Raw genomic sequence first — 17,710 nt, 5'->3', positions numbered from 1 at the left:
GAGCGACGACCGGCAAACCCAAGGAGCAGAAAAATGGCTGACGCTTATGTCTATGACGCCGTGCGCACGCCGCGCGGCAAGGGCAAGAAGGATGGGTCGCTGCACGAGGTGCCGGCGGTACGGCTCGCCGCCAAGACGCTCGAGGCTTTGCGCGACCGCAATGGGCTGGATACCGGCAATGTCGACGACATCATCTTCGGCTGCGTCGACCCGGTCGGCGAGGCCGGCTCGGTCATTCCGCGCGCCGCCGCCTTCGAGGCCGGCTACGACAACAAGGCACCGGGCATGCAGATCTCGCGCTTCTGCGCCTCCGGTCTCGACGCCATCAATTTCGGCGCCGCCAAGATCGCCCAGGGCGCCGACGAGATCGTCGTCGCCGGCGGTGTCGAATCCATGTCGCGCGTTGGCATGGGCGCCTCGGGCGGCGCCTGGTTCATGGACCCTTCGGTCGGCCTGCCCGGCTGGTTCGTGCCGCAAGGCATCTCGGCCGACCTGATCGCCACCAAATACGGCTTCTCCCGCGACGACGTCGACGCCTATGCGGTCGAGAGCCAGAAGCGCGCCGCCAAATCCTGGGCCGATGGCCGCTTCAAGAACTCCGTCATCCCGATCAAGGACCAGAACGGCCTGACCATCCTCGACCATGACGAGCATATGCGTCCGTCGACCGACATGCAGTCACTGGCCTCGCTCAATCCGTCCTTCGTCATGCCCGGCGAAATGGGCGGCTTCGATGCGGTCGCGGTGCAGAAGCATCCCGAGGTGGAAGAGGTCAACCACGTCCACCATGCCGGCAATTCGTCCGGCATCGTCGATGGCGCGGCGGCCGTGCTGCTCGGTTCGAAGAGGGCCGGGAAAACCATGGGCCTGAAGCCGCGCGCGCGCATCCGCACCTTCGCCAACATCGGCTCGGAGCCGGTACTGATGCTGACCGGTCCGGTCGACGTCACCGAGAAGCTGTTGAAGCGCGCCAAGATGAAGCTGTCCGACATCGACCTGTTCGAACTCAACGAGGCTTTTGCCTCAGTGGTGCTGCGTTACATGCAGGCTTTCGACATCCCGCACGACAAGATCAACGTCAATGGCGGCGCCATCGCCATGGGCCATCCGCTCGGGGCTACCGGCGCGATGATCCTCGGCACCGTGCTCGACGAACTCGAGCGCCGCGACCTCAACACCGCGCTGGTGACGCTGTGCATCGGCGCCGGCATGGGCACCGCAACCATCATCGAACGCGTCTGACGGGGAGAGAGAAAATGAGCTACACCAATTTCACCCTCGACATCGACGCCGACGGCATCGCGCTGGTCACCTGGAACAGCCCGGACCGCTCGATGAACGTCTTCACCGAAGAGGTGATGCGCGAGTTGAACGCCATTGTCGATCATGTGGCCGGCGACGCGGCCATCAAGGGCGCGGTGATCACCTCCGGCAAGGACACGTTCTCCGGCGGCGCCGACATCACCCTGCTGCAGAAGATGCTGGCGACTTTTGCCACGGACAAGGGCAAGGATGCCGAAAAGGCGACCAAGGCGCTGTTCGAGAATGCCGGTTACATGACCGGCCTGTTCCGCAAGCTGGAAACCTGCGGCAAGCCGTGGGTTTCGGCGATCAACGGCACCTGCATGGGCGGCGCTTTCGAGCTGTCGCTGGCCTGCCACGGCCGTGTCGCCGCCGACTCTGATAAGGTCAGGATGGCGCTTCCCGAGGTCAAGATCGGCATCTTCCCGGGCGCCGGCGGCACCCAGCGCGTGCCGCGGCTGACCGATCAGCAGCAGGCGCTGCAGATGCTGACCTCCGGCCAGACGCTGTCGCCGCAGAGGGCCAAGTCCATGGGGCTTATCCACGAGATCGCCGAGCCGGCCAGGCTGGTCGAGACCGCCAAGGCGATGATCAGGAACGGGCTCAAGCCGGTGGCGCCGTGGGACGAGAAGGGCTTCAAGCTGCCTGGCGGCCAGATCTATACACCCGCCGGCTTCAACCTGTGGCCGCCGGCCATCGCCATCCTGCGCCGCGAGACCTATGGCAATTATCCGGCAGCCGCCGCGATCCTGAAATGCGTCTATGAAGGCCTGCTGGTGCCGTTCGACACCGCGCTCAGGATCGAACAGCGCTATTTCACCGAGATCATGCAGACCAAGGAAGCGGCGGCGATGATCCGCTCGCTGTTCGTGTCGCTGCAGGAACTGAACAAGGGCGCACGCCGCCCGGCCGGCGTGCCGGAAACCAAATTCAAGAAGATCGGCATTCTCGGCGCCGGCTTCATGGGCGCCGGCATCGCCTATGTCACGGCCAAGGCCGGCATCCCGGTGGTACTGCTCGACCGCGATATCGAGTCGGCGCAGAAGGGCAAGGCGCATTCCGACAGCCTGGTCTCCGATCAGGTCAAGAAGGGCCGCGCCAAGCCCGAGGAGCGTGACAAGCTTTTGTCGCTGATCACGCCGACGGCCGACTATGCCGACCTTGCCGGCTGCGATCTGGTGGTCGAGGCGGTGTTCGAGGATTCCGCCGTCAAGAAAGCCGCCACCGAACAGGCGGAGGCGGTGCTGAAATCGTCGGCGATCTTCGCGTCCAACACCTCGACCATCCCGATCACCGGTCTGGCCAAGAATTCGGCGCGGCCGAAGAACTTCATCGGCATCCATTTTTTCTCGCCGGTCGACAAGATGATGCTGGTCGAGATCATTTTGGGCAAGAAGACCGGCGACAAGGCGCTGGCGACCGCGATCGACTTCGTGCGCGCCATCAAGAAGACGCCGATCGTCGTCAACGACACGCGCGGCTTCTACGTCAACCGCTGCGTGCTGCGCTACATGTCGGAAGCCTACAAGATGCTGATCGAAGGCGTGCCCGCGCCGATGATCGAGAATGCGGCCAAGGCCGCCGGCATGCCGGTTGGTCCGCTGGCGCTGACCGACGAGACGGCCATCGACCTTGCCCAGAAGATCATGAAGCAGACCATCAGGGATATCGGCGACAAGGCCGTCGACCCCAAGCAGATGGCGCTGATCAACACCATGGTCAACGACCATGGCCGCTTCGGCCGCAAGAACGGCAAGGGCTTTTATGACTATCCGGCCAAGCCCGCCAAGAAGAAGCTGTGGCCCGGCCTCAAGGATCTCTATCCGCAGTTGGCACCCGAGAAGGTCGACTATGAGGAACTGCAGCAGCGTCTGCTCGTCACCATCGCGCTGGAAGCGGCGCGGGTGATGGAGGAGGGGATCGTCACCGATCCGCGCGAGGCCGATGTCGGCTCGATCCTGGCCTTCGGCTTCGCGCCCTACACCGGCGGCGCGCTGTCCTATATCGACGGCATCGGCGCCAAGGAATTCGTCAAGATCGCCAAGGGCCTGCAGAAGAAATACGGGGCCGAGTTCAAGGCGCCGAAGCTGCTGCTCGACATGGCCGAGAAGGGCGAAACCTTCTACGAACGCTTCGATCCCTACGCCAAGGGCGACGTGAAGCAGGCCGCCTGATGTAAGGTTATGTACGTCTGGGCGCGTATGGCGCGCATGCTGGCCACGACGCGAAGCCGTGGCCCCTACGTGATGGGCGGTGAAAGCCGGCTGGCCTTTCGTTGCCTGCCGACCGACATCGATTTCAACGTCCATCTCAACAATGCGCGCTACATGATGCTGGCCGATCTCGGCCGCATCGACCTGTTCGTCCGTGCCGGCCTCATCAGGCTGGCGCGGAAGAATGGCTGGGCGCCGATGATGGGCGGGCTGCAGGTGGTCTATGCCCGCGAGATCAGGCTGTGGCGCCGTTTCGAGGTGGTGTCCTCGATCGAGACCTGGGAAGGCACCCAGGTCATCGGCAAGCACCGCTTCGTCCTCGACAATGGCGAGACGGCCGCCTTGATCCTGACGACGGCCGGCGTCTACGACCGCAAAGTTCGACGCTTCCTCGACATAGACGAGGTTGTGACCGCACTTGGCCGTGCTGTAAATCCGCGACCGCCAACGCAGGAAGAGCGGATTTTCATGACATCGCACCAGGGTTTGCGCAGTCTTGCCAAGGCGGCGGATTAATCCCGCAATCGGAGTTTGCCCGGCCGACGGGAACGCGCGTCACGGCTGCACGCCGGTGGACAAACCGGCATTCGAAGACTAGAAGGAAAAGGCATTTTTTCCTGTTTCGAAGGAGAGCACGACATGCTCTCGCACGACCGTGTCTGGGCTGCCATCGATGCTCTTGCCGAGCGCTATTCGCTTTCGGCCTCGGGTCTGGCAAGGCGCGCAGGGCTCGATTCAACCGCCTTCAACAAGTCGAAACGCCTGTCGTCGGATGGCCGGCCCCGCTGGCCCTCGACCGAATCACTGGCCAAGATCATCGAGGCGACGGGGGCTTCGCTCGACGAATTCACCGGGCTGATCGAAGGCAGGGCCGGACTTGTCCATGACGCCCGGGATGGCCGCAGACGGTCGGTGCCTTTGCTCGGTTTTGCCCAGGCCGGCGCCGGCGGCTTCTTCGACGATGCCGGCTTTCCGGCGGGACAGGGCTGGGATCTGGTCGAACTGCCGGCGCAATCGACCGAGAGCTCCTACGCACTGCAGGTGCAGGGCGATTCCATGTTGCCGCTCTACCGCAATGGCGACGTCCTTATCGTCGAGCCGGGCGCGGTCACCCGCAAGGGCGATCGCGTCGTCGTCAAGACCACTGCCGGCGAGGTGATGGCCAAGGTGCTCGAACGCCAGACCGTCAAGTCGATTTCACTGGTTTCGCTCAATCCCGATCATCCCGACCGCGACATCTCCATGCGCGAGGTCGAGTGGGTGGCGCGGATTGTCTGGGCAAGCCAGTAGGTCCGGCCGATGCGGTTTCCTCATCTTGTCCTTGCGGTTCTGATGGTCCCGGTGATGGCGGCGCTGGTCATCGCCGGCGGGCGCACGCTGAAGGGAAGCGAAAGCGCCGTTACGGTCGATCAGATCGATCCTGGCGCCGATACGATCGCTGAAGCCGGCACCGATGCGGGGTCCGAGGAGCCGGCCACCTCAGCTCTTCCCACGCCCTCGCAACCGCCAAAGCCGCCGTCGCCGCATTCGAGGGCGATCGATCCAGCCCTCGTCGCCCCGCCGGAACTGCCAACCGGTGAACTCGAACGGGTCGAGCCGCGCAAACCGTTGAGCAAACTCGCACTCGCCATGCCGCCCAAGCCGAAGATGCCCGACGACTGGAACGGCACGAAGCTGTTTCAGCCGGTCGCATCGGCCGCCGGCCTGATCGAGGCGAAGGGCTATTCGGTCGCGGTCTCCGGCATCGACGTCGTCGGGCAGGACGAGACCTGCACTGCGGATGGCAAATCCTGGCCATGCGGCATCCGCGCCCGCACGGCGTTCCGCGCCTTCCTGCGCGGCCGCGCCGTGGTCTGCACCGTGCCGCCCGAGGGCGGCCGCGACCTAGTCGCGGCGGAATGCCGGATCGGCAAGCAGGATATCGGTCAATGGCTGGTCGAGAACGGCTGGGCGCGCGCCGCCAAGGGCGGACCCTATGTCGATGCCGGCGAAAAGGCCCGCACCGAAAAGAAAGGTATTTTCGGATCGGCGCCGAACCTTGCCGGCGTCTCGGCGGCGCCGGCCGCGCCCGCCCCGGCGCCTCAGGCGCCGGGCTCGATCCTGGAAGAGGTCGACGGCGCCCTCAAGCCAGCTGTCCCGCCAACGCCTTCTGAATGAGCGCGCGGGTCTCGGCGACGCCGTAGAGCGCTGCGAACGATCCGAAGCGCGGGCCGCGCTCCTGGCCGATGAGCACCTGGTAGATCATCTGGAAGAACGCACCCGAAACGCCCGGGCCGCCTTCCGGGCTCTGCTTGGAATGATCCTGATAGCGCTCGATCTTGCGCGCCACGTTGAGCGAGGCGTTCTGGATCGCTTCGCCACCGGCGTCCGCCGGCAAGTCGCCAAGCGCCTTGTCGAGGGCCAGCAGCGCTTCGCGCTCGATCTCGTCGGCCGGGCGGAAGGTCTTCGTCGGCTTCACGAAATCGTCGAAATAGCGGATCGCATGGCCGACCAGCTGGTCGAGCTCCGGATGCGTCTTTGGCGTTACGCCCGTGGTGTGGCGGGAAATGAAGCCCCACAGCACGTCCTTGTTCTGCGCATTGGAAGCGCTGACCAGATTGAGCAGCAGCGAGAACGGCACCGGCATGTCGATGGCCGGCGGGTTGCCGTCATGCATGTGCCAGACCGGGTTGCCCAGCCGTTCCTTCCAGTCCTGGCGCGGGTAGGCGCCAAGGAAGGTGTAATACTCGTCCACCGCCCTCGGGATGACGTCGAAATAGAGTTTTTTCGCCTGCCGCGGCCGCTGGTACATGTAGAGCCCCAGGCTCTCGGTCGGCGCATAGGTCAGCCATTGGTCGATGGTCAGCCCGTTGCCCTTCGACTTCGAGATCTTCTGGCCGTTTTCGTCCAGGAACAGCTCGTAGACGAAATGCTCCGGCGCACGCCCACCCAGAATGTTGCAGATGCGGTCGTAGACCACCGCATTGGTCTGGTGGTCCTTGCCGAACATTTCGAAATCGACGCCAAGCGCTGCCCAGCGCATGCCGAAGTCCGGCTTCCACTGCAGCTTCACCCGGCCGCCGGTGATCGAAAGCGTCGTCTCCGTGCCCTCGTCATCGAAGGTGATGGTGCCGGCCTTGGCGTCGACATGCTTCATGGGCACGTAAAGCACCCGCCCGCTCTTCGGGGAAATCGGCAGGAACGGGCTATAGGTCGCCTGCCGCTCCGGCCCGAGCGTCGGCAGCATCACCGCCATGATCTGGTCGTAGCGTTCGGCGGCGCGCTTGAGCATCGCGTCGAAACGGCCCGACTTGTAGTACTGCGTCGCGCTGGCGAATTCGTAGTCGAAGCCGAACGTGTCCAGGAAGCGGCACAGCATCGCATTGTTGTGGTCGGCAAAGCTCGCATAGTCGCCGCCGAACGGATTGGGAACCGAAGACAGCGGCTTATGCAGATGCGGTTCGAGCGCCGCCCGATCCGGTACGCTGTCGGGTATCTTGCGCATGCCGTCCATGTCGTCGGAAAAGCAGAGCAGCTTGGTCGCGACCTTGTCCTGCGTCAGCACACGAAACGCATGCCGCACCATCGAGGTGCGCGCCACTTCGCCGAACGTGCCGATATGCGGCAGGCCGGACGGTCCGTAGCCGGTCTCGAACAGGATGGTTTCGGGAAAGTCGGCGCCCTTGTAGCGTTCGATGATCTTTTTGGCTTCCTCGAACGGCCATGCCTTGCTCTCGGCCGCCGCCGCCAGCAGTTCGGGATTGAGATCGATGATGTTTGATCCCGCCATGGTCCTGTTTTCCAATTATGCGTCGGCCAAATTCGCGATATGGCCGCAAGTGTCGATTTTCAACCGGTCTCTAGGCGCGCGTGGCCGGAGCGTCAACGCGCGCGGCGCTTTTTCCTTGCGGCCCTTGGGGCACGTTCCTACCTTCGAAGACCGTTCAAGGAGCAAACAATGCCATCGCCGTCCCCGCATGAAGCCCTGATCTACCTGATGGTCATCACCTCGGCCTCCGACCGTGACATGACCGATGTCGAACTGGCCAGGATCGGCGACGTAGTCCGCTCATGGCCGGTGTTCGAGGATTTCAATCAGGACCGGCTGGTTCCCGTCGCCCAGGCTTGCCAGAAACTGCTGCATGAAAAGGATGGTCTCGAGGGTGTGCTGGCCCAGGTTGGCGAGGCTTTGCCGGAGCGCCTGCGCGACACCGCCTACGCCGCCGCCTTCGAAGTGGCCGCCGTCGATCTCGAAATGCGCTTGGAAGAAGTGCGGGTGCTGCAGCTGATCCGGCGTGAGCTCGATCTCGACACGCTGACCGTCGCCGCCATCGGCCGCGCGGCCAAGGCACGGCTGCGCACGCTGACCTGACGGCATTCCGTTCGGATCAGAAAAGCTGACCGGAACCGGATCAGAAAAAGCTGACCGGGAAATAGCGCAGGTAGAATTCGGCAAAGGTGCCTTTCACTGAAATTTCCTGCAGCGCGTAATCCAGCGCCGCCGCCAGCGCCGGATCGTCCGCCCGCGTGGCGATGGCCATGCCGGTGCCCAGATATTCGGGAGCCAGATAGGGGCCGCCGGCAAAACGGCAGCAGCCTGCCGCGTCCGAGCCGCCCAGCCAGAAGGCGAAGCGCATGCCGTCGCCGAAGGCCGCGTCGATCTTGCCTGCCTTGAGATCGCTGTAGAGGGCTTCGGGTCCCTCGAAGGTGACGACCTGGACCGTGCTGAAATAGTCGCGCAGCATGCGCTCATGTGCCGAGCCTGATATCACGCCGACGCGCTTGCCGCGCAGTTTGTCGAAGATCGGTTCCACCAATGCCTTGCCCTTCGGCATGATGAAACGTGCCGGAAACTGCAGGTAGGAGCGCGAGAAGGCGTATGTCTGGCGCGACTGCGGCGTCGCGGCGATGCCGGCGATGATGGCTTCGCCTTCCCCCTTCTCGAGCGCCCCTTCGAGCTCGGTCCACGGCAAGGCCTGGATCTGGCATTTATCGACGATGCCGAGTTCCGCGCAGATGGCGCGCGCCAGGTCGATGTGGAAACCGGACAATTTTCCCGAGCTGTCGAGAAAGTTGAAGGGTGGAAAATCCGTGGTCGTCAGGAATCGCAGCCGCGGCAGCGCGGAAAGGTCCGGCTTGGGCAGCCGCTCCTTTGCGTCCCACAGCACCGGCACCTGCGGTTCCGCCGCGCGCGCGGCAGCCAATGGCAGCACCGCGACCAGCATCGAGGCCAGGAACAGGAATCTCCGTTGGAACGCCACGATAGAACTCCGCCGCACTCGTGTTCGCAGCGGTTTTGGTACGAAAATGGTATAGGCACAATGGTTTTTGATTTCAACGCGCCGATTTCAGGATATGCTTTAGCGTGTTTGCAAACAGCGGTGGCTGCCCTGGTTGGGGAACCAGGGTCGAGAACCACAACCGGAAACGGGCGCGTTGCAATCGGCGGTCGGTGGCAAAGTGCAGACAATGCATGGACCATCGGTCTCAATGCATGAGGCAACATGGGGTTGATGTTGCGATGGGTCAATTTGATCTTACGCTGGAATACATAGACCAACTGCAGCACGCAGGAACGGCGGCGGCGGTCTGTGAGAAACTGTTGGGCATAACATCGGATTTCGGTTTGACCGCGCTGATGGCCGGAACCGTTCCGCAGCCAGGCACGCCTGCCGGGCAGCAAAAGCAGCACGTGCTGCTTTGCGACTGGCCTGTCGAATGGCTGGAGCGCTACGTGGCGCGCAACTATGTCGATCACGATCCCGTGGTCAGCCACATGAAGCAGTTGCAGGCACCTTTCCAGTGGCGCGAAGCCGCCCAGGACATTCGCATCGACAAGAGCAGCGGCGAAGTGATGGGCGATGCCGGCGCGTTCAAGCTGCGCGACGGGTTGGCCTTCCCGCTGATCACGCTCGACGGCCAGATCGTCATGGTGTCGCTGGGCGGCGAGGCCGTGGAGCTGTCGGCGGCCGAGTTCGGCCTGGTGTCGCTGGTCTCGACCTATGCCGTTGGCCGCGCCATGCAGCTCCACACCATGGCCGGCAACACCATCGACCACGTCGAGTTGACGCCACGCGAACGCGAATGCCTGCAATGGGCCGCCGTCGGCAAGTCCGAATGGGAGATCTCGCAAATCCTCGGCATCTCCGAACACACGTCGGAGAAACATCTTCTTAACGCCAAAAGCAAACTCGGTGCCGTCAACAGAGTTCAGGCTGTCGCCGAAGCGATAAGACGCGGCTACATTAGTTAGGTCGGCCGTGCCGACCTAGAACTCCCGCCTACGTGATCGAACTCCCGCCTACGTGATCACGCAATTTTCTCATCAAAGCACGGCCGTATCATCCTTTGAACACAGGAGACGGCAGTATGCTTTTTTGTCTTACAACCCAGGAATTGATGCAACGCCCCGACCTTTGGGAGGCGGTCCATCGGCTACGCTATCAGATTTTCGTCGAGGAGATGGGGTGGGAGGATCTGCGCCGCCCGGACGGATTCGAGGTCGACCAGTTCGATCATGACGAGGCGGTGCATCAGATCGTCATCCGAGGCAACGAAGTCGCGGGCTATCAGAGGATGCTGCCGACCACGCGGCCGCATCTGTTGACCGAGGTTTTGACCGACCTTTCCGAAGGCACGCCGCCATCGGGTCCGAACATCTGGGAATTGACCCGCTATGCGGTGGCTCCCGGATTTCGCGATGGCCGTCGTGGCGTCTCGACCGTCGGCACCGAACTGATAGCCGGCTTCGTCGAGTGGGGGCTGAAGCGCGGCGTCGACAAGGTGATCATCGAGTTCGAGCCCATGTGGGTGCTGCGCGCGTTGCAGCTGCATTTCCTGGCGACGCCGCTGGGTTATCAGCGCACCTACGGCAACCAGCAGGTCGTGGCGACGCTGCTCTCCTTCAACGAGCACACGCTGGACGTGGTGCGTTCGCGCCGCAATCACCATGCCCCGGTCCTGGCCCGGGGATATCCCGACATGTTCGGTCAAAGGCGGGCGTCATGAGATCGGAAATCGCCATGCACCCGCAACCTGAACTGCGCAACCATACGCTGGTCGTCACCGTGTCGTCGAATGATGGCCGGCCGGTGCTCGACAGACGAGCCTATGAAAGCCTTGCCAGGACGTTCCACGAAGCCGCCGACAATGAAGAAGTGCGTGTCGTCGTGCTGCGTGGCCTGGCCGGCTGCTTCTGCCTCGGCGGCGATTTTTCCGAGTTCCTCGATGCCAGCAAGCATCAGAAACTGATCGCCGCCGTCACTGACATGTTCCGCACGCTGGCAACGTTTCCCAAACCGATCCTGGCCTGCGTCGACGGCGATGCCGTCGGCGTCGGCTGCACCATCCTGTTCCATTGCGACATGGTGATTGCTTCCGGCAAGAGCACGTTCCGGGTGCCGTTCGTCGATTTCGGCCTTGTGCCGGACGCAGCGACCAGCATCCTGGCGCCGCAGAAGCTCGGCTATGCCGGCGCCTTCCGCTTCTTCTGCCTCGGCGACACGCTCCGTGCCGAGGACGCCAGGGCGCTCGGCCTCGTCGCCGAGATTGTCCACGAAGGCGTCGAGGACGCGACACTCGGCCGGGCAAGGCAGCTCGCCAAGAAGCCGGTCGCCGCCTTGCTGCAGACGCGTGGCCTGCTCAAGGGCAACACCGGTGCGCTGTGCGACCGCATCGACCAGGAGATATCGCTGTTTCAGCAGGCGTTGCAGGACGATGCCACGCTGCGGCGATTGCAGCGCATCGCCAGGCTGGCGGCCTAAGGATCGCGAAGAATGCCGTGCCGCGTGGGCGCCACGCGGCACGGCAGGCATCAGCCTTCCTTGCCGAGGAATGACGGCCCTTCGCCGATGATCTTCTTGTCTTCCTTGCCGACGACATCGAGATCGCGCCCCTTATAGGGCAGCGACAACAGGATGCGCCGCATCACCGCCAGCCGCGCACGGCGCTTGTCGTTGGCCCGCACGATGATCCACGGTGCGAATTCCTTGTGGGTGCGCTCGAACATGGTGTCGCGCGCCTTCGTGTAATCGTCCCATTTGGTAATGCCGGCAATGTCGATCGGCGAGAACTTCCAGCTCTTCAGCGGGCTGTACCGGCGATCGTGAAAGCGCTCGAGCTGCGTTTCCCGGCCGATATTCAGCCAGAATTTGAAGAAGTGGATGTCGTCATTGACGATCATCCGCTCGAAATGCGGCGTGTCGTCGAGAAACTTCTCGTGCTGTTGCGGCGTGCAAAACCCCATCACCGGCTCGACGCCAGCGCGGTTGTACCAGGAACGGTCGAAGGTGACGAATTCGCCCGCCGTCGGGAAATGGTCGACATAACGCTGGTAGTACCATTGTCCGAGTTCGGTGGGCGTGGGCTTGGTCAGCGCCACGTTGCGCGCCGTGCGTGGGTTGAGGTACTGGCGCACCACGAAGATCGTGCCGCCCTTGCCGGCGGCGTCGCGTCCCTCGAACAGCGCCATCACCCGCTTGCCCGTCGCCTGCAACCACGCCTGCGCCTTGACCAGCTCGATCTGCAATTTCTCGAGCGTCTCGTCATACTCGTCGCTTTTCATTTTCTTGTCGTAGGGATAGCCGCCCGCGGTCAGCTTGTTGTCCTCGACCCAATCTGGAAGCTCGGGATTCTCGATATCGAACTCCCGCTCCTTGCCGCCGATCCTGATTTTCAGCGGACCCGAAGTCGGCGCGGCGGAGTCTTCCTTGGCTTTTTTCATCGAGACGAACCCTTTTAAGCATCCGGACTCATGCTATTGGGAGCCTCCGGAGCGGTCCAGCGGAAGTTTCCGTCGCCGCACGACCGGTGGGGACGGCATAGGCGCGGGCACGCGGGCGGAGGACAGACCTGGACGCAGAGCAGAAAGGCATGGCACGGACCTTGGCCGTCAGGCTGTGGAACAGCCGCTGGCTGCTTGCGGCCGGTGTCGCGGCGGTTCTGATCGCCTTCGCCTTCGCGGGTATTTCCGCTTACGTGCTGGTGCCGGCGCTGCTCCTGCTGCTCGCGGCCGCGATGTTGCCGACAGCCGGTGCCCTCCAATCGGTTGAGGGTGCGGCGTCGATCGAAGCGATCGGCCTGCAGCGGCTCTCCGGCGAGTATCTGGCGGCCGCCGTCGCCGACCCGCTCATCATCTTCGACCATGCAGCCACCATCGTCCACGCCAACGCCGCTGCCTTCGCCGCCTTTGGCGGGATTGCGCCGGGCATATCGCTGTCGCTGAAATTCCGGGCGCCGGAAATGCAGGCCCTGCTGGACGGTGTGCTGTCCGGCAACGTCGCGTCGGATGTCGTCGACTATACCGAGAAGCTGCCGGTTGAGCGCGCCTACCGGGTCAGTGCGTCATCGGTCGGACACGGCACCGATCTTTACGTGCTGGTGTTCAAGGACCAGAGCGAAGCGCGGCGCATCGACCGCATGCGCGCCGACTTCATCGCCAATGCCAGCCACGAATTGCGCACTCCGCTGGCCTCTATCTCCGGCTTCATCGAAACGCTGCGCGGACCGGCCCGCAACGATCCGGCGGCGCGCGAGCAATTCCTGCAGATCATGCAAAACCAGACCGGCCGCATGGCGCGCCTGATCAATGATCTCCTGTCGCTGTCGCGGCTGGAGATGAAGCCTTATCTGAAGCCGGGAACCGAGGTCGATCTGCGCCAGACCGTCGACAGCGTCATCGATTCCCTGGCCCCTCTGGCCCGCGAAAACAACGTCGTCATCGAGCGCGATTTCGCCGACGGGCCGCTCGATGTGCCGGGCGACCGCGACGAGCTGTTTCAGGTTTTCGAGAACCTTCTGGAGAACGCCTGCAAATACGGCCAGTCGGGCGGCCGCGTCATCGTGTCGATCGCGCCCGGTGACGACGGTTCCGAACCCGGTGTCGACGTGACGATCAGGGATTTCGGTCCCGGCATTCCCGAGGAGCACATTCCGCGCATCACCGAACGCTTCTACCGTATCGATGTCGAGACCAGCCGGACTCAGAAAGGCACCGGCCTCGGCCTGTCGATCGTCAAGCATATCCTGACGCGTCACAACGCCAGGCTGACGATCAGGTCGCAGGTCGGCAAGGGCGCCGCCTTCTCTGTTCATTTGCCGGCGCACTGATACTGCCCTAGTTTTCCCAGAGGCCGTTTCTTTTTTCTGTCATCCGGTTAGCGTATCAGCGGGGATTCGAAGGAAACGACTCAAGACATCCGTGGGAAGGCATTCGTCCATGCAGTCCGTGCACATAGTGAGCGCCTACGACGAAGAACTGAAATATCTGTCGAAGCGCATCGCGGCGATGGGCGGCCATGCCGAACGCATGGTCGAGCAGGCAGTCGCCGCCCTGGTCAACGCCGATCCGGGACTGGCCCAGAAGGTCATCCGTGACGACGCGGTGCTGGACGAGGGCCAGCGCGAGATCGACGACAAGGCGATCATCATCATCGCCAGGCGCCAGCCGATGGCGACGGACCTGCGCGAGATTGTCGGCGCCATCCGCATTTCCGCCGACCTCGAACGGGTCGGCGACCTCGGCAAGAACGTCGCCAAGCGCGTGGTCGCCGTCACCGACGGGCGCCAGCCGACCAGCCTGTTCCGTGGTCTGGAGGCCCTGGCCAATTTGGCGCTGACCCAGCTCAAGGAAGTTCTCGACGTCTACGCGTCGCGCTCGGTCGAGAAGATCGGCTTCGTGCGCGACCGCGACGACCAGATCGATGCCATGTACACGTCGCTGTTTCGCGAATTGCTGACCTACATGATGGAAGATCCGCGCAACATCACGCCCTGCACGCATCTCCTGTTCTGCGCCAAGAACATCGAGCGCATCGGCGACCATGCCACCAACATCGCCGAGACCATCTACTACATTGTCACCGGTGACCAGATGCCTGCGGACCGGCCGAAGGGCGACAAGACGGACAAGATCGGCCTTTCACCGCCACCGTCGGCGAAGTGAGTGCACTTTTTCTCGAACGCTTGATCATATTGCGCTAAACTATCCCGACGCCAGACGGGTTGGTTCCCCAGTGAAGGCAATGCTTTCGGGAGGCAGCGATGGAATATGTCCGGGAGTTCAAGCCCGCGCCGCCGCAGTCAGGCATCATCGCCTCCGGCGTCTATACCGCCGGGCGTCGCATTGCCGACATCCCGATCGAGGAAGCCGGCGAGTGGGCCAAGAAGTCGGGACACGTCGTCTGGATCGGGCTGCTTGAACCCGACCGGGAGCTTCTGTCGCGTGTCCAGGCGCAATTTCATCTGCACGAACTGGCGATCGAGGATGCTGAACATCCGCATCAGCGGCCCAAGATCGAACAATATGGCGATGCGCTGTTCATCGTCGCCCGCACCGCGCAGCTGATCGAAGGACGTGTCACCTTCGGCGAGACGCATCTGTTCGTCGGCAGCGGCTACATCGTCAGCGTCAGGCACGGTCCTTCGACATCCTATGCCGCCGTGCGCCAGCACTGGGAAAGCTGCCCGCATTCGCTGGCCAAGGGCGAGGATTTCGTCCTCTATGCCATTCTCGACTTCATCGTCGACAATTACATGCCGGTGCTCGAGCAGATCGAGGACGAGGTCGAGGCGATCGAGGACAAGGTCCTTTTGAAGCCGATGACCGGCCCCGACATCGAGCGGCTCTATATGCTGCGCCGCGACCTCTTGCGCCTGCGCAATGCAGCGCTGCCGCTGGTGGAAGTCTGCCGCCGGCTGACCAGCGCCGACCTGCCGCAGATCCATTCCGCCATGCACCCGCTGTTCCGCGACGTGACCGACCACATCCGGACCGTCCAGGAAAAGATCGACAGCCTGCGCGAGGTGCTGGCCTTCGCCTTCGAGGCGAGCCTGCTGGTCGGTCAGAGCCAGGAAACGGCGATCTCGAAGAAACTCGCCTCATGGGCGGCCATATTGGCCGTGCCGACCGCCTTCGCCGGCATCTACGGCATGAATTTCACCGACATGCCGGAACTGAGGATGGAATATGGCTACCCGATGGTGCTGGCCACCATCGCGCTGATCTGCGCGGTCCTGTACTGGCGGTTTCGCAAGAACGGGTGGCTGTGAAAGTAGGGCAGTAGGGCAGTAGGGCAGGGCGCTCACAAGCGCGGTTCAAAACATACTGCCCTACTGCCTTACTCCCTATTCCCTTACTTACCTGTTCCGCCTCCGCTCCGCCGCCGGCTGGAACGCAACCCGGGCGTGATATTTGCAGTAAGGGCCGGTTTCGGCGGCTTCGTTGCCGCAGAAATTAAAGTCTTCCGAAAGCGGATCGCCGTTCGGCCATTTGCAGGTTCGCTCGGTCAGTTCGACAAGCTGCAGATGCCGTGAGATCGGTACCACGACGTTCTCGACTGGCCGGATATAGTGCCGCGCCACCGGTTCGGCGTCGAACTGGGTCTGCAAGGCCGTCGCGCCGATCGATGTCGTGACGTGACGCGACGCGCTTGCCGCCCGCGCCACCGATTTCTGAACGGTCGATCCCTGCGCCGTCTTCTTCTGGCGTGCCGGCGCCGCCGTTGCGCGCCCGCGGCCCGACAGTTTCAGCCGGTGCACCTTGCCGATGACCGCGTTGCGGCTGACCCCTCCGAGCTGCGCAGCAATCTGGCTTGCGCTCAGACCCTCCGACCACAGTTTTCTGAGAAGTTCGACCCGCTCGTCAGTCCAGTTCATGAGACCGCGCTCCTGCTAAGCGTGCGGCAATCAGAATCCACTCCCGACCCAGCACCACTGCTGGGGCAGACACCACATATATCTGGTGATTAGGTCCGCCGCACGAAATCTAGTTATTTCTCGACTACAACTACTCTATGCGCTGACTCGGTGACAAGAGTCCCAAGTGCAACACGAATCGGTTTTTTCGGTTTTCCCCAACTTGCCGCTCTCTTATGAGCCGGCGTCCTGCCAGGGGGCTTGCCGCGTGCCACTACGCGACGTTTTCGTTGACTTCATGGCCGAAAAACACGATAAGCCGCAAAGGCCGCCGCTTTGGCGGCTTTTTTGATTTTCCGGCACCGGAGAAGCATATAATGAGCGGTTCGGCGCTTTTCGAGACCTTTTCTCGCGCACCCCTGGCTTTCGACCATGGGGAAGGCTCCTGGCTGGTTACCGACAAGGGCGAGCGATATCTCGATTTCGCCGGCGGCATCGCGGTCAATTCGCTTGGCCACGGCCATCCGCACCTGGTCGCGGCCCTCACCGAGCAGGCAGCCAAGCTCTGGCACGTTTCCAACCTCTACGAGATTCCCGGGCAGAGCCGGCTTGGCGAGCGGCTGGCCGATGCCACCTTCGCCGACAAGGTGTTCTTCACCAACTCCGGCGCCGAAGCGTTGGAATGCGCGATCAAGACGGCGCGGCGCTACCACTTCGTCAAGGGCCATCCCGAGCGCTTCCGCACCATCACCTTCGAGGGTGCTTTCCACGGCCGCACGCTGGCCACCATCGCGGCCGGTGGCCAGTACAAATACCTCGAGGGGTTCGGACCCAAGGTCGAAGGCTTCGACCAGGTCGGCTTCGACGACATCGATGCCGCCGAAAAGGCGATCACCCCGGAGACCGCCGCGATCCTGATCGAGCCGGTGCAGGGCGAGGGCGGCATCCGCCCGGTGCCTGCGCAATCGCTGAAGCGGCTGCGCCAGCTTTGCGACCAGCACGACCTGCTGCTGATCTATGACGAGGTCCAGTGTGGCATCGGCCGCACCGGCAAGCTGTTCGCGCATGAATGGTCAGGCGTCACGCCGGACATCATGGCCATTGCCAAGGGCATTGGCGGCGGCTTCCCGATGGGCGCCTGCCTTGCCACCGACGAAGCGGCCGTCGGTATGACCGCCGGCGTGCATGGCACCACCTTCGGCGGCAACCCGCTGGCCATGGCGGTCGGCAACGCCGTACTCGACGTGGTGCTCGAAGAGGGCTTCCTCGAGGACGTCCAGCGCAAGGCGCTGCTGATAAAGCAGGGACTTGCCGCCGTTGCCGACGAATTTCCCGAGGTCATCGAGGACATCAGGGGCACCGGGCTGATGCTCGGCCTCAAATGCGCCATGCCCAATGCCAAGGTGAACATGGCATTGCGCGACCAGCGCCTGCTGGCGGTTCCGGCCGGCGACAACGTCATTCGCCTGCTGCCGCCGCTCACCGTCACCGATGCCGAGATCCACGACGCGCTCGATCGCATCCGCGCCGGCGCCAAGGGCCTGGTGGAGGCGATCGCCTCCGCCGCCGCGAAGTAAATCCCG

General features: G+C 63.2%; 17 protein-coding genes. 13 read left to right on the top strand and 4 right to left on the bottom strand.

Annotated elements, in window-relative coordinates:
• Positions 1-33: 33 nt before the first annotated feature.
• The 5 genes from LB577_RS03540 (at position 34) to LB577_RS03520 (ending at position 5,672) form a co-directional block, all read left to right on the top strand.
• On the top strand, positions 34-1,242 hold the full coding sequence (locus tag LB577_RS03540; RefSeq protein ID WP_023777210.1) for an acetyl-CoA C-acetyltransferase: 1,209 nt from the start codon (positions 34-36) through the stop codon (positions 1,240-1,242).
• 14 nt (positions 1,243-1,256) lie between these two features.
• Positions 1,257-3,476 (top strand): 3-hydroxyacyl-CoA dehydrogenase NAD-binding domain-containing protein, encoded by a 2,220-nt coding sequence (locus tag LB577_RS03535; RefSeq protein WP_224685576.1) that lies wholly within the window; start codon positions 1,257-1,259, stop codon positions 3,474-3,476.
• Between the two features lie 9 nt (positions 3,477-3,485).
• Positions 3,486-4,031 carry a thioesterase family protein gene (locus LB577_RS03530; protein WP_224685575.1) on the top strand — a complete coding sequence of 182 codons (546 nt, stop codon included), beginning with the start codon at positions 3,486-3,488 and terminating at the stop codon, positions 4,029-4,031.
• 123 nt (positions 4,032-4,154) lie between these two features.
• Positions 4,155-4,805: a helix-turn-helix transcriptional regulator gene (locus LB577_RS03525; RefSeq protein WP_023777207.1), complete on the top strand. Its 651-nt coding sequence runs from the start codon at positions 4,155-4,157 to the stop codon at positions 4,803-4,805.
• 9 nt (positions 4,806-4,814) lie between these two features.
• A complete protein-coding gene (locus LB577_RS03520; RefSeq protein ID WP_224685574.1) occupies positions 4,815-5,672 on the top strand; it encodes a thermonuclease family protein in 858 nt (285 codons plus the stop codon).
• On the opposite strand, the gene LB577_RS03515 is transcribed toward LB577_RS03520, so the two are convergent.
• Entirely contained in the window at positions 5,638-7,284 is a 1,647-nt protein-coding gene (locus tag LB577_RS03515; RefSeq protein WP_023768369.1) for a lysine--tRNA ligase, read from the bottom strand. The two genes, LB577_RS03520 and LB577_RS03515, sit on opposite strands and share 35 nt — an antisense overlap.
• A 168-nt stretch (positions 7,285-7,452) precedes the next feature.
• Here LB577_RS03515 and LB577_RS03510 point away from each other — a divergent pair, with 168 nt between their 5' ends.
• Positions 7,453-7,866 (top strand): tellurite resistance TerB family protein, encoded by a 414-nt coding sequence (locus LB577_RS03510; protein ID WP_140569974.1) that lies wholly within the window; start codon positions 7,453-7,455, stop codon positions 7,864-7,866.
• A gap of 40 nt (positions 7,867-7,906) precedes the next feature.
• Here the strand turns inward: LB577_RS03510 and LB577_RS03505 are convergent, their stop codons facing one another.
• Complete coding sequence (locus LB577_RS03505; RefSeq protein ID WP_263495832.1) at positions 7,907-8,719, bottom strand: transporter substrate-binding domain-containing protein; 813 nt, start codon at positions 8,717-8,719, stop codon at positions 7,907-7,909.
• A 296-nt stretch (positions 8,720-9,015) separates the two neighbouring features.
• Here LB577_RS03505 and LB577_RS03500 point away from each other — a divergent pair, with 296 nt between their 5' ends.
• From LB577_RS03500 to LB577_RS03490, 3 genes are all read left to right on the top strand, one after another.
• The gene (locus tag LB577_RS03500) at positions 9,016-9,747 is read left to right on the top strand and encodes a helix-turn-helix transcriptional regulator (RefSeq protein WP_318013402.1); all 732 of its coding nucleotides are present in this window, start codon (positions 9,016-9,018) and stop codon (positions 9,745-9,747) included.
• A 116-nt stretch (positions 9,748-9,863) separates the two neighbouring features.
• A complete protein-coding gene (locus LB577_RS03495) occupies positions 9,864-10,502 on the top strand; it encodes an acyl-homoserine-lactone synthase (RefSeq protein WP_023768365.1) in 639 nt (212 codons plus the stop codon).
• Complete coding sequence (locus tag LB577_RS03490) at positions 10,499-11,257, top strand: enoyl-CoA hydratase-related protein (protein WP_224685571.1); 759 nt, start codon at positions 10,499-10,501, stop codon at positions 11,255-11,257. The genes LB577_RS03495 and LB577_RS03490 overlap by 4 nt, the downstream gene beginning before the upstream one ends.
• Before the next feature lie 50 nt (positions 11,258-11,307).
• Here the strand turns inward: LB577_RS03490 and ppk2 are convergent, their stop codons facing one another.
• Entirely contained in the window at positions 11,308-12,216 is a 909-nt protein-coding gene (gene ppk2, locus LB577_RS03485; protein ID WP_224685570.1) for a polyphosphate kinase 2, read from the bottom strand.
• A gap of 149 nt (positions 12,217-12,365) precedes the next feature.
• On the opposite strand from ppk2, the gene LB577_RS03480 reads away from it, so the two are divergent.
• From LB577_RS03480 to LB577_RS03470, 3 genes are all read left to right on the top strand, one after another.
• Entirely contained in the window at positions 12,366-13,601 is a 1,236-nt protein-coding gene (locus LB577_RS03480; RefSeq protein ID WP_224685569.1) for an ATP-binding protein, read from the top strand.
• A 109-nt stretch (positions 13,602-13,710) separates the two neighbouring features.
• On the top strand, positions 13,711-14,436 hold the full coding sequence (gene phoU, locus LB577_RS03475) for a phosphate signaling complex protein PhoU (RefSeq protein WP_023777201.1): 726 nt from the start codon (positions 13,711-13,713) through the stop codon (positions 14,434-14,436).
• A gap of 98 nt (positions 14,437-14,534) precedes the next feature.
• Entirely contained in the window at positions 14,535-15,542 is a 1,008-nt protein-coding gene (locus LB577_RS03470) for a magnesium and cobalt transport protein CorA (RefSeq protein WP_013897272.1), read from the top strand.
• A gap of 87 nt (positions 15,543-15,629) precedes the next feature.
• Here LB577_RS03470 and LB577_RS03465 read toward each other — a convergent pair whose 3' ends face one another.
• Positions 15,630-16,148 carry a GcrA family cell cycle regulator gene (locus tag LB577_RS03465; RefSeq protein ID WP_023777200.1) on the bottom strand — a complete coding sequence of 173 codons (519 nt, stop codon included), beginning with the start codon at positions 16,146-16,148 and terminating at the stop codon, positions 15,630-15,632.
• 356 nt (positions 16,149-16,504) lie between these two features.
• On the opposite strand from LB577_RS03465, the gene LB577_RS03460 reads away from it, so the two are divergent.
• Positions 16,505-17,704, top strand: coding sequence for an aspartate aminotransferase family protein (locus tag LB577_RS03460; RefSeq protein ID WP_224685568.1), 1,200 nt, complete (start codon positions 16,505-16,507; stop codon positions 17,702-17,704).
• The last annotated feature ends 6 nt before the right edge of the window (positions 17,705-17,710 follow it).

Origin of the sequence: Mesorhizobium sp. B283B1A (assembly GCF_020165735.1) — a bacterium.
GTDB lineage: Bacteria > Pseudomonadota > Alphaproteobacteria > Rhizobiales > Rhizobiaceae > Mesorhizobium > Mesorhizobium opportunistum.
Note: the sequence above shows the minus strand (reverse complement) of the source record. Positions and strands in the feature narration are given on the sequence as shown.

Excerpts from the sequence above, each read along its gene's own strand:
- LB577_RS03540 (WP_023777210.1), top strand. The coding sequence starts at position 34 with ATGGCTGACGCTTATGTCTATGACGCCGTGCGCACGCCGCGCGGCAAG.
- LB577_RS03535 (WP_224685576.1), top strand. The coding sequence starts at position 1,257 with ATGAGCTACACCAATTTCACCCTCGACATCGACGCCGACGGCATCGCG.
- LB577_RS03530 (WP_224685575.1), top strand. The coding sequence starts at position 3,486 with ATGTACGTCTGGGCGCGTATGGCGCGCATGCTGGCCACGACGCGAAGC.
- LB577_RS03525 (WP_023777207.1), top strand. The coding sequence starts at position 4,155 with ATGCTCTCGCACGACCGTGTCTGGGCTGCCATCGATGCTCTTGCCGAG.
- LB577_RS03520 (WP_224685574.1), top strand. The coding sequence starts at position 4,815 with ATGCGGTTTCCTCATCTTGTCCTTGCGGTTCTGATGGTCCCGGTGATG.
- LB577_RS03515 (WP_023768369.1), bottom strand. The coding sequence starts at position 7,284 with ATGGCGGGATCAAACATCATCGATCTCAATCCCGAACTGCTGGCGGCG.
- LB577_RS03510 (WP_140569974.1), top strand. The coding sequence starts at position 7,453 with ATGCCATCGCCGTCCCCGCATGAAGCCCTGATCTACCTGATGGTCATC.
- LB577_RS03505 (WP_263495832.1), bottom strand. The coding sequence starts at position 8,719 with ATGCTGGTCGCGGTGCTGCCATTGGCTGCCGCGCGCGCGGCGGAACCG.
- LB577_RS03500 (WP_318013402.1), top strand. The coding sequence starts at position 9,016 with ATGGGTCAATTTGATCTTACGCTGGAATACATAGACCAACTGCAGCAC.
- LB577_RS03495 (WP_023768365.1), top strand. The coding sequence starts at position 9,864 with ATGCTTTTTTGTCTTACAACCCAGGAATTGATGCAACGCCCCGACCTT.
- LB577_RS03490 (WP_224685571.1), top strand. The coding sequence starts at position 10,499 with ATGAGATCGGAAATCGCCATGCACCCGCAACCTGAACTGCGCAACCAT.
- ppk2 (WP_224685570.1), bottom strand. The coding sequence starts at position 12,216 with ATGAAAAAAGCCAAGGAAGACTCCGCCGCGCCGACTTCGGGTCCGCTG.
- LB577_RS03480 (WP_224685569.1), top strand. The coding sequence starts at position 12,366 with ATGGCACGGACCTTGGCCGTCAGGCTGTGGAACAGCCGCTGGCTGCTT.
- phoU (WP_023777201.1), top strand. The coding sequence starts at position 13,711 with ATGCAGTCCGTGCACATAGTGAGCGCCTACGACGAAGAACTGAAATAT.
- LB577_RS03470 (WP_013897272.1), top strand. The coding sequence starts at position 14,535 with ATGGAATATGTCCGGGAGTTCAAGCCCGCGCCGCCGCAGTCAGGCATC.
- LB577_RS03465 (WP_023777200.1), bottom strand. The coding sequence starts at position 16,148 with ATGAACTGGACTGACGAGCGGGTCGAACTTCTCAGAAAACTGTGGTCG.
- LB577_RS03460 (WP_224685568.1), top strand. The coding sequence starts at position 16,505 with ATGAGCGGTTCGGCGCTTTTCGAGACCTTTTCTCGCGCACCCCTGGCT.